The sequence below is a fragment of the Streptomyces sp. NPDC001663 genome (genome assembly GCF_042893105.1).
Taxonomy (GTDB): domain Bacteria; phylum Actinomycetota; class Actinomycetes; order Streptomycetales; family Streptomycetaceae; genus Streptomyces.
Window position 1 is genome coordinate 14,444 of the sequence record NZ_JBIAUR010000007.1, and the last position, 13,578, is coordinate 28,021.

13 protein-coding genes are annotated in these 13,578 nt (G+C 69.3%); 5 read left to right on the plus strand and 8 right to left on the minus strand.

The window, feature by feature from the left end; translation table 11 throughout:
* Complete coding sequence (locus ACFY1L_RS22530) at positions 1-1,545, minus strand: FAD-binding oxidoreductase (RefSeq protein ID WP_388826984.1); 1,545 nt, start codon at positions 1,543-1,545, stop codon at positions 1-3.
* Between the two features lie 366 nt (positions 1,546-1,911).
* Between ACFY1L_RS22530 and pstS the strand changes: the two genes are divergently transcribed.
* The 4 genes from pstS to pstB all read left to right on the plus strand — a co-directional run bounded on the left by pstS (position 1,912) and on the right by pstB (position 6,069).
* A complete protein-coding gene (pstS, locus tag ACFY1L_RS22535) occupies positions 1,912-3,039 on the plus strand; it encodes a phosphate ABC transporter substrate-binding protein PstS (protein WP_388826987.1) in 1,128 nt (375 codons plus the stop codon).
* A 138-nt stretch (positions 3,040-3,177) separates the two neighbouring features.
* Complete coding sequence (gene pstC / locus ACFY1L_RS22540) at positions 3,178-4,185, plus strand: phosphate ABC transporter permease subunit PstC (protein ID WP_388826990.1); 1,008 nt, start codon at positions 3,178-3,180, stop codon at positions 4,183-4,185.
* Positions 4,182-5,243, plus strand: coding sequence for a phosphate ABC transporter permease PstA (gene pstA, locus ACFY1L_RS22545; RefSeq protein WP_388826993.1), 1,062 nt, complete (start codon positions 4,182-4,184; stop codon positions 5,241-5,243). Before pstC ends, pstA begins: the two co-directional genes overlap by 4 nt.
* A gap of 49 nt (positions 5,244-5,292) precedes the next feature.
* Positions 5,293-6,069: a phosphate ABC transporter ATP-binding protein PstB gene (pstB, locus tag ACFY1L_RS22550; protein WP_388826996.1), complete on the plus strand. Its 777-nt coding sequence runs from the start codon at positions 5,293-5,295 to the stop codon at positions 6,067-6,069.
* A gap of 107 nt (positions 6,070-6,176) precedes the next feature.
* On the opposite strand, the gene ACFY1L_RS22555 is transcribed toward pstB, so the two are convergent.
* Together ACFY1L_RS22555 and ACFY1L_RS22560 are read right to left on the minus strand one after the other, a co-directional pair.
* Complete coding sequence (locus ACFY1L_RS22555) at positions 6,177-7,175, minus strand: anion permease (RefSeq protein WP_388826999.1); 999 nt, start codon at positions 7,173-7,175, stop codon at positions 6,177-6,179.
* A gap of 7 nt (positions 7,176-7,182) precedes the next feature.
* Positions 7,183-7,803: a DUF47 domain-containing protein gene (locus tag ACFY1L_RS22560; protein ID WP_388827002.1), complete on the minus strand. Its 621-nt coding sequence runs from the start codon at positions 7,801-7,803 to the stop codon at positions 7,183-7,185.
* 218 nt (positions 7,804-8,021) lie between these two features.
* Between ACFY1L_RS22560 and ACFY1L_RS22565 the strand changes: the two genes are divergently transcribed.
* Positions 8,022-8,348, plus strand: coding sequence for a metal-sensitive transcriptional regulator (locus ACFY1L_RS22565; protein ID WP_388827005.1), 327 nt, complete (start codon positions 8,022-8,024; stop codon positions 8,346-8,348).
* A gap of 42 nt (positions 8,349-8,390) precedes the next feature.
* Here the strand turns inward: ACFY1L_RS22565 and ACFY1L_RS22570 are convergent, their stop codons facing one another.
* The 5 genes from ACFY1L_RS22570 to ACFY1L_RS22590 form a co-directional block, all read right to left on the minus strand.
* Positions 8,391-8,567 (minus strand): hypothetical protein, encoded by a 177-nt coding sequence (locus ACFY1L_RS22570; RefSeq protein ID WP_388827008.1) that lies wholly within the window; start codon positions 8,565-8,567, stop codon positions 8,391-8,393.
* A gap of 112 nt (positions 8,568-8,679) precedes the next feature.
* Complete coding sequence (locus ACFY1L_RS22575) at positions 8,680-9,504, minus strand: hypothetical protein (RefSeq protein ID WP_388827011.1); 825 nt, start codon at positions 9,502-9,504, stop codon at positions 8,680-8,682.
* Positions 9,505-9,762: 258 nt separating this feature from the next.
* The gene (locus ACFY1L_RS22580) at positions 9,763-10,194 is read right to left on the minus strand and encodes an NUDIX hydrolase (RefSeq protein ID WP_388827014.1); all 432 of its coding nucleotides are present in this window, start codon (positions 10,192-10,194) and stop codon (positions 9,763-9,765) included.
* Positions 10,191-11,261 carry a CHAD domain-containing protein gene (locus ACFY1L_RS22585; RefSeq protein WP_388827017.1) on the minus strand — a complete coding sequence of 357 codons (1,071 nt, stop codon included), beginning with the start codon at positions 11,259-11,261 and terminating at the stop codon, positions 10,191-10,193. The genes ACFY1L_RS22580 and ACFY1L_RS22585 overlap by 4 nt, the downstream gene beginning before the upstream one ends.
* Positions 11,242-13,476: an RNA degradosome polyphosphate kinase gene (locus ACFY1L_RS22590; protein WP_388827020.1), complete on the minus strand. Its 2,235-nt coding sequence runs from the start codon at positions 13,474-13,476 to the stop codon at positions 11,242-11,244. The genes ACFY1L_RS22585 and ACFY1L_RS22590 overlap by 20 nt, the downstream gene beginning before the upstream one ends.
* Between the last annotated feature and the right edge of the window lie 102 nt (positions 13,477-13,578).

Consider the following 13,578-nt stretch of genomic DNA (forward strand, 5'->3'; position numbering starts at 1 on the left):
CTACAGAGCCTGGGGGTAGGTGAAGAAGCGGTTCGGGTCGTACTGCTTCTTCACGGTCGCCAGCTTTGCGGCCGCGTCGCCGTAGTACGCCTTCCGCCAGTCCGTCAGGGTCGGGTCCGTGTAGTTCTGGTACGCCGCTCCGGAGGCGTACGGCCGCATCGCGTCGTGGGTCTTCGTCAGCCAGGACTGGGGCGCCGTGCCCGTCGTGCCGGCGCGCCAGGATGCGATGTATTGGGCCAGCATCCGGGAGCGGCGGTGGACGAAGGCCGTCGCGGTGGGGGAGACGCGGTTGACCGCGCCGCCGAGGGCCGTCAGCGCGATGCTGCCCGCGCCGCCCGGAACCGAGCTGATGCGGGTGAGCAGGGTCTGGATGCCGGCCGCGGAGATCGAGCGGTCGAAGAAGTCCGAGCGGGCCGTGTAGGTCTCCCGGCCCAGGGCGCCCTGCGGGTTGCGGCCCGGGGTGGAGCCGGGCAGATGGCACTGGGCGTCGGTGGCGAAGGACGAGCAGCCCGCGTACGCCTCCATCGCGCCCTCGTAGGTGTGCCGCTTGAGCGTGGCGCTGCGGGCCGGCGAGCCGACCTTGGAGACCAGGCGGTCGATCGCGTTCTGCAGGTCGCCGTAGGTGCCGATGGAGAACGCCGCGACCGACACGGTGGGCGAGCCGCCGTTCTCCAGGTGGCAGGAGGACCAGATCTCGTCGGGCTGGTCGGGGCCCCACTCCTGCCAGGCCTTCACCACGGCGGCGGCCTTCGACCAGGGCCAGGTCACGTAGGCGGACACCGCCTGCGGTGCCGGGTGGGTCTTGAAGTGCAGTTCGGTGACGACGCCGAAGTTGCCGTTGCCCGCGCCGCGCAGAGCCCAGAACAGGTCCTTGTTCTCGCTCGCGTTGGCGGTCAGCCGCTTGCCGTCGGCGGTGATCAGCGTCGCCTGGGTGAGGCTGTCGCAGGTGAGGCCGTACGCCCGGGAGACGACGCCGTGGCCGCCGCCGAGGACCAGGCCGGAGACGCCGACCGTGGGGCAGGAGCCCGCGGGTATCGTCACGCCCTTCGCGGTGAGCGCACGGTAGACGTCGATCAGCTTGGAGCCGGCGCCGACGACCGCCTGGCCGCCGCTCACCCGGATCTGCTTCAGCTTCGAGACGTCGAGGATCAGCTTGCCGTTGCCGGAGGACCAACCCGCGTAGGAGTGGCCGCCGTTGCGGATCGCGACCTTGATGCCGTGCGCGTGGGCGTAGGCCAGCGTCGTACGGATGTCGTCGGCGTGGGCGACGTAGGCGACGGCCGCCGGCTTCAGGCCGTCGAAGCGCGTGTTGTACAGCTGGTGGGCCGCGGCCCAGTTCGCCTCGCCCGGGCGGATCAGGCTGCCGTCGAGGTCGCGGGCGAGGGCGGTCCAGTTCGCGGGAGCCGCGGCGGCGGACCTGATCGACGTACCGGAGGAGGACGACGAGCCGGTGGTGTCCGCGTCGGCGGACCCGCCCTTGCATGCGGCTGTGGCGACTGCTGCGATCGCGGCCGCGCCGCCGCCTATGAACGTACGCCGTTCCATGCTGTGCCTCCCGATTGCTCTCGGGGGATGAGATGGCTCGCCGATCTCGCGGGTTCCAGCGGAAGTGTCACTCCTGTGTCACCGTGGAGTCTGTGACCTGTGTCACCGCCTGCTCGTCCACCGGATCGGCCCGGCGTCGTGACCCGGGACCTTCACGTGCCCTCCCCGTGAGCATTCCGTGACCTAACCACAAAGTCTGCAGGGGTTCACCTCTCGTTCATTTGCGCCCATCGGCGCCTTCACCTGATCTGCCTAATTTCAGCCTCAACGCGATGTGGGCCGCAGCCGAGCAGTACGTGTCCCCATCACTCGGAACCTCGCACGCCGCCGGATTCAGGCCGACGGCTCCTGGAAGGAACTCCCTCAGTGAAGCTTCAGCGCATGAACCGGCGGGCCATCGCCCTCGGTGCCCTCGCCGCGTCCGGCGCCCTGGTCCTCACGGCGTGCGGCTCGGACGACACCAGCAGCAGCAGCGGCGGCAGCAGCGCTTCGGCGACGACGGGCGGCAGCTCGATCAAGTGTGACGACGCCAAGGGCCAGCTGCTGTCCGACGGCTCGTCTGCGCAGAAGAACGCGATCGACGCCTGGGTCGCGCAGTTCTCCAAGGCTTGTGGTGTGCAGATCAACTACAAGGCCGGCGGTTCCGGTGCGGGTGTCACCTCCTTCACCCAGGGCCAGCTCGCCTTCGCCGGTTCCGACTCCGCGCTGAAGCCCGAAGAGGTCACCGCCTCCAAGAAGGTCTGCTCCGGCGGCCAGGGCATCGACCTCCCGATGGTCGGTGGCCCGATCGCGGTGGGTTACAACGTGAGCGGCGTCGACAACCTGGTCCTGGACGCCCCGACCCTTGCGAAGATCTTCGACAGCAAGATCACCAAGTGGAACGACCCGGCGATCAAGAAGCTGAACCCGTCCGCCAAGCTGCCCGACCTCAAGATCCAGGCGTTCCACCGCTCGGACGAGTCCGGCACCACGGACAACTTCACCAAGTACCTGATCGCCTCCACCCCGGACAACTGGAAGTACTCCGGCGGCAAGGCCTGGCAGGCCAAGGGCGGCCAGTCCGCCGCGCAGTCCTCCGGTGTGGCCGCGCAGGTCAAGCAGACCAACGGTGCCATCGGTTACTTCGAGCTGTCCTACGTCGCCGACGGCGTGAAGGCCGTCAGCATCGACACGGGTGCCAGCGCCCCGGTCGCGCCCAGCAGCGACAGCGCCACCAAGGCGATCGCCGACGCCAAGGTCGTGGGCACGGGCACGGACCTGTCGCTCCAGCTGAACTACGCGACCAAGGCCGACGGTGCCTACCCGATCACCCTGGTCACCTACGAGATCGTGTGCGACAAGGGCAACAAGTCGGACACCCTCCCCGGCACCAAGGCGTTCCTGCGCTACATCGCCTCCGAGGACGGCCAGAAGGTTCTGCCCGACCTCAAGTACGCCCCCATCCCCGCCGACATCATCGCCAAGGTCCGCACCACCATCGAGGGCCTGAGCTGATCTGAGTGCGGCCCGGTCCCGGGCATCGAAACCCGGGACCGGGCCGCATCGTCCGGTGCACCGCCGCCACGAGCCGTACGTCGCGTACGGCTTCGCAGAGCCGCACAGCGCGTGCGGTTCCGCAGACCGGAGAACCCGATGGACACACCCACACAGATAACCGACGCACCGCCTCCCACCCCCCAGCCCTCCGCGGCCGATCAGAAGCGCACGGCCCGCGGAGCCACCCGACCCGGCGACCGGATCTTCCTCGGTCTGTCCCGTGGGTCGGGCATCCTGCTGCTGGTGATCATGGCCGCGATCGCGGTCTTCCTCACCTACCGCGCCACACTCGCGATCAGCAAGGACCACGGAAACTTCCTCACCACCTTCGAGTGGAACACCAGCCTCCAGCCGCCGTCCTTCGGTATCGCGGTCCTGGCCTACGGCACGGTGATCTCCTCGATCATCGCCATGGTCATCGCGGTCCCGATCGCGGTGGCCATCGCGCTGTTCCTCACGCACTACGCCCCGCGCCGGCTGAGCGGTCCCATCGCCTACGTGATCGACCTGCTCGCCGCCGTGCCGTCCATCGTGTACGGCCTCTGGGGCGCGCTGATCCTCGTGCCGCACATGAACGGCCTCTTCGGCTGGCTGAACGATTACTTCGGCTGGACCGGCCTGTTCTCCTGGGACGAGGGCGCCCCGCGCTCGATGCTCACCGTCGGCATCCTGCTCGCGATCATGATCCTGCCGGTCATCACCAACGTGAGCCGCGAGGTCTTCCGCCAGGCTCCGCAGATGATCGAAGAGGCTGCCCTCGCCCTCGGCGCCACGCGCTGGGAGGTCATCCGCATGGCCGTCCTGCCCTTCGGCCGCTCCGGCGTGATCTCCGCCTCGATGCTGGGCCTCGGCCGTGCGCTCGGCGAGACGATGGCCGTCGCGACCGTGCTCTCCCCGGACTTCCTGATCCACGCCAGCCTGCTCAACCCGGGCGGCGGCACCTTCGCCCAGAACATCGCCAGCAAGTTCGGCGAGGCGGACGAGTTCGGCCGTGACGCGCTGATCGCCTCCGGTCTGGTCCTGTTCGTCATCACCCTGTTGGTCAACGGCGCGGCTCGCATGATCATCGCCCGCCGTGCGGAGTACTCGGGGGCCAACGCATGAGCAACGCCGCCATCGCCGAAAAGCGCCCCAGCACCCTGCGCGGCGCCTCCCTGCCGAAGTGGTCGCCCTGGGCGATCGCCGCCGGCTCCGTGGCCTTGGCCGTCGGCATCGGCCTGGTAGCCGGCCTCGACAGCAAGGTGCAGTGGGGCCTGATCGCCGGTCTGCTCTTCCTCGTCGCCACGTACGGGATCGCCGCGGGCGTCGAGGGCCGTCGGCAGGCCAAGGACCGCATCGCGACCGCCCTGGTCTGGGTCGCCTTCCTGCTCGCCGTCGTGCCGCTGGTCTCCCTGGTGTGGACGACCGTCGCGCGCGGCGTGAAGGTCCTCGACATCTACTTCCTGACCCACTCGATGGGCATCGTCGCCGACTCCCAGCCGGGCGGCGGCATCTACCACGCCATCATCGGCAGCCTGGAGCAGGTCGGCCTCGCGACGCTCATCGCCGCGCCGATCGGTGTGCTCACGGCGATCTACCTGGTCGAGTACGGCCGCGGCAAGCTTTCCCGGGCCGTCACCTTCTTCGTCGACGTGATGACGGGTATCCCGTCGATCGTCGCGGGTCTGTTCATCCTGTCGCTGATGCTGATCTTCGACATGGAGCCGTTCGGCTTCGCCGGTTCGCTGGCCCTGGCCATCCTGATGATGCCGGTGGTCGTCCGCTCCACGGAGGAGATGCTCAAGCTCGTTCCGAACGAGCTGCGCGAGGCCTCGCTGGCGCTCGGTGTCCCGAAGTGGCGCACCATCCTGAAGGTGGTCCTGCCGACCTCCATCGGCGGCATCATGACCGGCGTCATGCTGGCGGTCGCCCGTATCGCCGGTGAGACCGCGCCGGTGCTGCTGCTGGTGTTCGGCAACCGCTTCATCAACAACAACCCCTTCGAGGGTGCGCAGCAGTCGCTTCCGCTGTACATCTATCAGCAGTACGCGAACAGCGCAGGCGCGAACGCGGCGTACGACCGAGCCTGGGCGGCGTCGCTCACGCTGATCGCCTTCGTGATGATCCTGAACCTGGTGGCCCGCGGCATCGCCCGCTGGAAGGCCCCGAAGTCCGGTCGCTGACGCGGCCATACAGCGACCAGTCTCCCCTCGAAAGAAGCAGTGATTTCCAATGGCCAAGCGAATTGACGTCAGCGGCCTCAGCGCCTATTACGGCTCGTTCCGTGCCATCGAGGACATCTCGATGAGCATCGAGCCCCGTACCGTCACGGCCTTCATCGGTCCCTCCGGCTGTGGCAAGTCCACGTTCCTGCGCACCCTCAACCGGATGCACGAGGTGACGTCGGGCGGCCGGGTCGAGGGCAAGGTCATGCTCGACGACGAGAACCTGTACGGCGCCGGGGTCGACCCGGTGGCGGTGCGGCGCGAGGTCGGCATGGTCTTCCAGCGTCCGAACCCCTTCCCGACGATGTCCGTGTTCGACAACGTCGCGGCGGGTCTGCGGCTCAACGGCTCGTACAAGAAGAGCGAGCTGAGCGACATCGTGGAGAGGTCGCTCAAGGGCGCGAACCTGTGGAACGAGGTCAAGGACCGTCTGAACAAGCCGGGTTCGGGTCTGTCCGGTGGTCAGCAGCAGCGCCTCTGCATTGCGCGCGCGATCGCGGTCGAGCCGAAGGTGCTGCTCATGGACGAGCCCTGCTCGGCGCTCGACCCGATCTCGACCCTCGCCATCGAGGACCTGATCGGTGAGCTGAAGGAGCGCTTCACGATCGTCATCGTGACGCACAACATGCAGCAGGCGGCGCGTGTCTCGGACCGCACGGCGTTCTTCAACCTGGCGGCGGTCGGGCAGCCCGGCAAGCTGATCGAGATCGACGACACGGAGCGGATCTTCTCCAACCCGTCGGTCCAGGCCACGGAGGACTACATCTCCGGCCGCTTCGGCTGAGCCGTCACGAACCCCTCGCGGTGCTGCATGGCGGTGCCACCGCGAGGACGATGAAGGGCCCGCCCCCGGCTCCCGGGGGCGGGCCCGTCGTCGTTGTGGGAAGAGCCCTACAGGAACGCCAGGTTCACGATCCCGAACGCGCCCGCCGCCACCAGTGCTGCTGCCGGCATCGTGATGAACCAGCCCAGGATGATGTTCTTGGCCACGCCCCAGCGGACCGCGTTCAGGCGCTTGGTGGCGCCGACGCCCATGATGGCCGACGTGATGACGTGGGTCGTCGAGATGGGGGCCTTGAAGATGTAGGCCGTGGTGAACATGATCGACGCGCCCGTCGTCTCGGCGGCGAAGCCCTGCGGCGGGTCCAGTTCGATGATCTTGCGGCCCAGGGTGCGCATGATGCGCCAGCCGCCGGCGTAGGTGCCCAGGGAGAGCATGACCGCGCAGACGATCTTCACCCAGACCGGGATCGGGTCGCTGAAGGTCTGGTGGCCGGAAATCACCAGGGCCATGACGACCACGCCCATCGTCTTCTGCGCGTCCTGGAGGCCATGGCCCAGCGCCATCCCCGCAGCGGAAACCGTCTGCGCGATGCGGAAGCCCCGCTTGGCCTTGTGCGGGTTGGCCTTGCGGAAGAGCCAGAGGATCGCGGTCATGACGAGGTAGCCGACGATCAGACCGACCACCGGCGACAGGAACATCGGGATGACGACCTTGTCCAGGACACCGTCCCAGTGCACCGTCGTGCTGCCGGCCAGTGCCGCGCCCACCAGGCCGCCGAACAGGGCGTGGGAGGACGACGACGGGAGGCCGTAGTACCAGGTGATCAGGTTCCAGACGATCGCGCCCGTCAGCGCCGCGAAGAGGATGCCCATCCCCTTCGCGCCCTCCGGCGTCGAGATCAGGCCCTCGCTTACGGTTTTCGCGACTCCGGAACCGAGGAACGCACCCGCGAGGTTCATCACCGCGGCCATCGCCAGGGCCGCTCGCGGGGTCAGTGCCCGCGTCGACACCGACGTCGCGATCGCGTTCGCCGAGTCGTGAAAGCCGTTGGTGTAGGTGAAGAAGAGCGCGACCGCGATGGTCACGATCAGAGCGAAGGTGTCCATGAAGGGGTCAGGACTCCTTGACGGCGATGGTCTCCACCGTGTTCGCCACGTGCTCGAAAGCGTCGGCGGCCTCTTCGAGCACGTCCACGATCTGCTTCAGCTTCAGCACCTCGATGGCTTCGTACTTGCCGTTGAAGAGATGAGCGAGCAGCTTGCGGTGGATCTGGTCGGCCTGGTTCTCGAGGCGGTTGACCTCGATCCAGTACTCGGTCAGGTTGTCCATCGTGCGGAGGTTCGGCATGGCCTCGGCCGTGAGCTCGGCGGCCCGTGCCAGGACCTCGATCTGCTGCTCGACGCCCTTGGGGAGCTCCTCGACGCTGTAGAGGACGACCAGGTCGACGGCCTCCTCCATGAAGTCCATGATGTCGTCGAGGGACGAGGCGAGGTTGTAGATGTCCTCGCGGTCGAAGGGCGTGATGAAGGAGGAGTTCAGCTGGTGGAAGATCGCGTGCGTGGCGTCGTCACCTGCGTGTTCAGCGGCCCGCATACGCTCTGCGATCTCGGCCCGGGCGGAAGCGTCCGCCCCGAGCAGTTCCATCAGGAGCTTCGAGCCCGTGACGATGTTGTCCGCGGATGCGGCGAACATGTCGTAGAAGCTCGTCTCCCTGGGGGTCAGACGAAAGCGCACAAGGGGTCCTCGGGGTGCATCGGTTTCGGTCAGGCTGATGCTAGGTGCATCATCCGGCCACGGCTAATGGGCCGTCCCCCAGTGTCGCCCATCGAGCAGAGTGATCAGCACGGGGGCGGTACGGGGCTCAGTTCCGGGCCTTGGCCAAGGGCCCTATACCCCGCAAAGTTCGTTACGATATACCCACTAGGGGTATATGTCTGGAGCTGGAGGACGCGATGACGACCACTGAGGCCGGCGCGGCCGCGCCCTCCGGGCACGAGACGCACGGCTACCACAAGCAGAAGGACGAGCACCTCAAGCGACTGCGCCGGATCGAGGGCCAGATCCGTGGCCTGCAGCGCATGGTCGAGGAGGACGTCTACTGCATCGACATACTCACGCAGGTGTCCGCCTCCACCAAGGCCCTGCAGTCCTTCGCCCTGCAGCTCCTGGAGGAGCACCTGCGTCACTGCGTCGCCGATGCCGCCGTCAAGGGCGGTGACGAGATCGACGCCAAGGTCGAGGAGGCGACGAAGGCGATCGCCCGCCTGCTGCGGACCTGAGCGGCCGCCGCGCCGCCGTGGCTTGATCGGGGTGCCTCCGGCTCAGTCGCCGGAGGCGTCCTCGCGTTCTTGGGCCACTTTCAGCACCTCGTCGATGCTCTCCAGGCTGAGCCGGTCCTCCGCGGCCGAGGCCGCGATGATGAGCTCTCCGCACAGCTCGATCTCGGCGAGGGCCACGTGGTCCTGAACTGCCGTACCGCCGACCGGAGCCACGTGCATCACCTCTTCTCTGCCGTTACCGACTTCCTAGAGTAGGGAGCGGCCTACACACCGCGCATGGCACGGAAGGGCTAGTTCTTGACGCCCGTCGGTCATCCGCGCGCAGGAGCCGTCACTCGGCGATCTTCCCGGCGTAGATGTCCTTCGAGGCCGGCAGGCGTACGTCGACGGGGGTCCCGAAGTCGTACAGCAGCGTCGTCGAGGCGACCGCGACGGTGGCCTTCTCGCGGCCGTTGACGAAGCTGAAGCGGTGGCGGATCTTACGGATGCGGCCCTGGTCGTCGAGGTACACGTCGAACGGGACCTTGGTCGTGGCGAACCCTTTCGCCGCCGCTGCCAGTGCCTCCCGGGTGCCCTTCGAGGCGCCCCTCGCGGCCAGGGCGAGGTCGGCGGTGCCGCGGTAGTGCCGCACCTTCGTGCCCGCGACCTCGGTCCGGCCGAGGTAGGTCGCCGTGCGGGTCCCGCGCAGCAGCTCGGCGGCGGTGAGCGGGTCGGTGGCGCCGCCGGTGACCAGGTTGCCGTCGGAGAGTGTGGCCGTGTCGACGCGCACCCACTTGTCGGCGGGAACGCCCGCGCCCCGGTTCTTCATGAACAGGGCGCCGGGCGCGAGGAGTTCGGTGATCGGGCGGTGCTCGGCGGCGCCCGCCGGGTCCATCGGGGGCTGGACCTGCAGCCGGCCGAGCTGCTCGGAGTAGTCGTAGACGCCCTCGCCGCGGATGGTGACGCGGGTGCCGCCGGTGGCCATCTCCATCGACGTACGGGCCTTGGAGCTGCCCGCGTCGAGGAGGGTGTCGGCGGCGCGCTGCAGGGTGTGGACGGGGTCGGCGGCGCGGGCGTCCTCCGCGGCGGCGCCGCTGCCGGAGCACCCACTGGCCCCGAGACAGACGACGAACCCCGCGACAACCGCTCCGCCGACCCTGCGCTGCCGCTCTGCCATCGCCTGCCAACCCCCAGCCGGTACGTCCGTCACGGGCCCCCTGTCGTTCCGCTTAACGACGGGTGGGTGGGGCCGTCACGCGCATACCCGCCCTTTACTCGACGTGGGTAACGTTGTCGGCGTGGCTCAACAGGAACATCGCACGACGACGGTCGAACAGGGCCGTTTCTGTTTTGCCCGGTGCAGTTGCGGATGGCGGGGGCCTGCCCGCAGAGCGCGCAGCCAGGCCCGGACGGACGCCGCGGGGCACGTCAGCCTTCAGGCGTGACGCAGGGTGGTGAGCAGTTCGTCGACCAGCGTGCGGTCCCGGAGCTGGGTCAGGCGGCTGCGGGCGGCGGCGGGGGAGAGCCACAGGATGCGGTCCACCTCCGTGGTGGGGGCGAAGCCGCCCGAGGTCGCCTCGGCCGCCCAGTAGCGGACCTGTTTGGGCCGGTTCTGGGCGAAGTAGCGGAGGGACGACAGCTCGGCTCCCGGTTCCGCCGTGTAGCCCGTCTCCTCGGCCACCTCGCGCAGGGCGGCCGCGAGGTGTTCCTCGCCGCGCTTGAGCTTGCCCTTGGGGTGGGACCAGTCGTCGTACTTCGGCCGGTGGACGAGGCAGACCTCCAGGTCGCCGTCGACCGGGGAGCGGCGCCACAGGACGCAGCCGGCCGCCTGGATGAGGGTGTCGTTGCTGTCGGGGCTGTGCGTCACGTACTCACCACCTGCTTCTGCCAGGACTGTTGGAACGCGAAGCGGGCTGCCTCCACTTCGTGGCGCTGGTCGGCGTGGAGCACGCCGAGGGCGTACGCCGTGGCGGGGGCGATGCGCGGAGTGCGAGCCGCGGAGGCCGCGGCGGCCGCCGCCTCCGAGGCGTCGCGATGGCGGTCGAGGGCCTGACCCGCGGTCAGCAGGCGGACGTCGATCGGGCCGCCCGTGCCGTAGAGGGCCTCGCGGGCGTAGCGGTGCAGGCGCAGGAGCAGGCGGACCTGGTGCCAGGGGGCGTCCTGCGGGTGCGGGGCCGGGTCCGGGGAGAGGCCGTGGATCAGGGCCTCCGCGTTGTAGGGGCTGCCGGCGGTGACGAGCGGCAGCGCGGTCACCGCGTCCGTGAGGCGTTCCTCGGCGGCGGCGGCGAGGGGGCGGAGGTCCGTGGTGGGGGCGGTGGCGGTGGCGGTGAGGGGGACCTCGCTGGCCAGGACGGCGACCTTGTCCGCGACGGCGTGGAAGCGGGAGGAACCGAGGGCCTGGAGGGCGGTGCTGTGGGCCCGGGTGCGGGCGAGGGTGAGCTGGCGTTCCAGCAGGGCGCCCGCCTTGGCCGCGCCAACTGTGAGGTTTCCGCGGTCTGTTGGGGGCGGGACGGGCGGGCCGGCAGCCCCGGCCGGGGAGACGGCCGCGGCCACGCCCGTCTGCGTCGGGAAGACCGCCCCCGACAGCCTGTGCAGCGCCAGCAACAGGCGCTCCAGGCGGCACGCGTACGCGTTCTCCATCGACAACGTCCCCGAAAGCCAAGCCAGTTCGGGGCGCAGGCCCTCCGACCAGTCGGCCTCCAGGAGCGGGCGGAACGTGTGCATGCTGCCGCTGATGCGGCGGACCGAGCGGCGCAGGGCGCGCGCCGCGTCGACAGACTCCTCCGTGCCGTTGGACGCGGCCGGGCCGGTTTCCCGGTGCAGCCGCAGGGCACGGAGGAACTCCGTGGCCTGGGCCCGCAGGTAGCCCGCGAGGGCTTCGCCTGCCACGGGCCCGGCCGTGGGGTCCGTCGGGTCAAGGTGTTGCTGTGCCACGCCGGCGCCTCCGGGCGTCTATGAGCATCTCCTGAACGTTGCGCAGGGGCTGGCCGTCCGCGTCGGTGGCGTGCCGGGTCCACTCGCCGTCCGGGCCGAGGTGCCAGGAGGAGGTGGTGTCGGACATGCCGGTCTCCAACAGCCGGTTCAGGGCTGCGCGGTGGGCCGGGTCGGTAACCCTGACCAGGGCCTCGATACGGCGGTCGAGGTTGCGGTGCATCATGTCGGCGCTGCCGAGCCACACCTCCGGTTCGCCGCCGTTGCCGAAGGCGAAGACACGGGAGTGCTCGAGGAAGCGGCCGAGGATCGAGCGGACGCGGATGTTCTCCGACAGGCCCGTGACGCCGGGGCGGATCGCGCAGATGCCGCGCACCCAGACGTCGACCGGCACGCCGGCCTGGGACGCGCGGTAGAGGGCGTCGATGAGTGCCTCGTCCACCATCGAGTTGACCTTGATGCGGATGAACGCCGGGCGGCCCGCACGGTGGTGCTGGGCCTCCTTGTTGATCCGTGCGATCAGGCCGTCGCGAAGGGACTTGGGGGCGACGAGCAGACGGCGGTACGTCTCGCGGCGCGAGTAGCCGGAGAGGCGGTTGAAGAGGTCCGAGAGGTCGGCGCCCACCTGCGGGTCGGCGGTGAGCAGGCCGAGGTCCTCGTACAGCCGGGCCGTCTTGGGGTGGTAGTTGCCCGTGCCGACGTGGCTGTAGCGCCGTAGCGTGTCGCCTTCCTGACGGACCACCAGGGACAGCTTGCAGTGGGTCTTCAGGCCGACCAGGCCGTAGACCACGTGGCAGCCGGCCTCCTCCAGCTTGCGCGCCCACTTGATGTTGGCGTGCTCGTCGAAGCGGGCCTTGATCTCGACCAGGACGAGGACCTGCTTGCCGGCCTCGGCGGCGTCGATGAGCGCGTTGACTATGGGGGAGTCGCCGGAGGTCCGGTACAGGGTCTGCTTGATCGCGAGGACGTCGTCGTCCTCGGCCGCCTGCTCCAGGAACGCCTGCACCGACGTCGAGAAGGAGTCGTACGGGTGGTGCAGCAGCACGTCCCGGCTGCGCAGGGCGGCGAAGATGTCGGGCGCGGACGCCGACTCGACCTCGGCCAGGTCGCGGTGGACGCCGGCGATGAACTTCTTGTACTTGAGCTCGGGGCGGTCGAGGCCCGCGATGCGGAAGAGGCCCGTGAGGTCCAGCGGGCCGGGCAGGGGGTACACCTCGGCCTCGGAGATCTTCAGCTCGCGCACCAGCAGGTCCAGGACCTCGCGGTCGATGGACTCCTCGACCTCCAGGCGCACCGGCGGCCCGAAGCGGCGCCGCATGAGCTCCTTCTCCAGGGCCTGGAGGAGGTTCTCGGCGTCGTCCTCCTCGACCTCGAGGTCCTCGTTGCGGGTGAGCCGGAAGGCGTGGTGCTCCAGGACCTCCATGCCCGGGAACAGCTCCTCCAGGTGGGCGGCGATGACGTCCTCGATGGGGACGTAGCGGCCCGGGGAGCTCTCCAGGAAGCGGGACAGCAGCGGCGGCACCTTGACGCGCGCGAAGTGGCGGTGGCCGCTGACCGGGTTGCGCACGATGACGGCCAGGTTCAGGGACAGGCCGGAGATGTAAGGGAACGGGTGCGCCGGGTCGACCGCCAGCGGGGTCAGGACCGGGAAGATCTGGTGCCGGAAGAGCGTGAAGAGGCGGGCCTGCTCCTTCTCCGTCAGCTCGGCCCAGCGGACCAGGTGGATGCCCTCCTCCGCGAGCGCGGGGGCGACGTCCTCGTGGTAGCAGGCGGCGTGCCGGGCCATGAGCTCGCGGGAGCGGGCCCAGATCATCTCCAGCACCTCGCGCGGCTGCAGGCCGGACGCGGAACGGGTGGCGACACCGGTGGCGATACGGCGCTTCAGACCGGCCACCCGGACCATGAAGAACTCGTCCAGGTTGCTGGCGAAGATCGCGAGGAAGTTGGCGCGCTCCAGCAGCGGGGTGTTCGGGTCCTCGGCGAGTTCGAGGACCCGCTCGTTGAACGCCAGCCAGCTTCGCTCCCGGTCGAGGAAGCGGCCCTGCGGCAGCTGGGGCCCGTCGTACGGTGCCTCCTCGTACGCATCGAGGTCGGCGTCGATGTCGGGTTCCAGGTCGGAGACCGCGGCCGACACGGTGTGCGGACGGTGCGCGGCTATGGAGCCCACGGAGGGCTGCGCGTGCTGGACCTGTGCCTGGGCGGTGTCTGGCTGACTCATGAACCCATTCTTCCGCGTTCCGAGCGATACGGGCGCGTCGGAAGCAGCGGGCGGGAGCGTGAATACGGAGCGGCGGGCGTCCCCGTTCTCCGCGGTCCCCTC

Excerpts from the sequence above, each read along its gene's own strand:
- ACFY1L_RS22530 (WP_388826984.1), bottom strand. The coding sequence starts at position 1,545 with ATGGAACGGCGTACGTTCATAGGCGGCGGCGCGGCCGCGATCGCAGCA.
- pstC (WP_388826990.1), top strand. The coding sequence starts at position 3,178 with ATGGACACACCCACACAGATAACCGACGCACCGCCTCCCACCCCCCAG.
- pstA (WP_388826993.1), top strand. The coding sequence starts at position 4,182 with ATGAGCAACGCCGCCATCGCCGAAAAGCGCCCCAGCACCCTGCGCGGC.
- pstB (WP_388826996.1), top strand. The coding sequence starts at position 5,293 with ATGGCCAAGCGAATTGACGTCAGCGGCCTCAGCGCCTATTACGGCTCG.
- ACFY1L_RS22555 (WP_388826999.1), bottom strand. The coding sequence starts at position 7,175 with ATGGACACCTTCGCTCTGATCGTGACCATCGCGGTCGCGCTCTTCTTC.
- ACFY1L_RS22565 (WP_388827005.1), top strand. The coding sequence starts at position 8,022 with ATGACGACCACTGAGGCCGGCGCGGCCGCGCCCTCCGGGCACGAGACG.
- ACFY1L_RS22570 (WP_388827008.1), bottom strand. The coding sequence starts at position 8,567 with ATGCACGTGGCTCCGGTCGGCGGTACGGCAGTTCAGGACCACGTGGCC.
- ACFY1L_RS22575 (WP_388827011.1), bottom strand. The coding sequence starts at position 9,504 with ATGGCAGAGCGGCAGCGCAGGGTCGGCGGAGCGGTTGTCGCGGGGTTC.
- ACFY1L_RS22590 (WP_388827020.1), bottom strand. The coding sequence starts at position 13,476 with ATGAGTCAGCCAGACACCGCCCAGGCACAGGTCCAGCACGCGCAGCCC.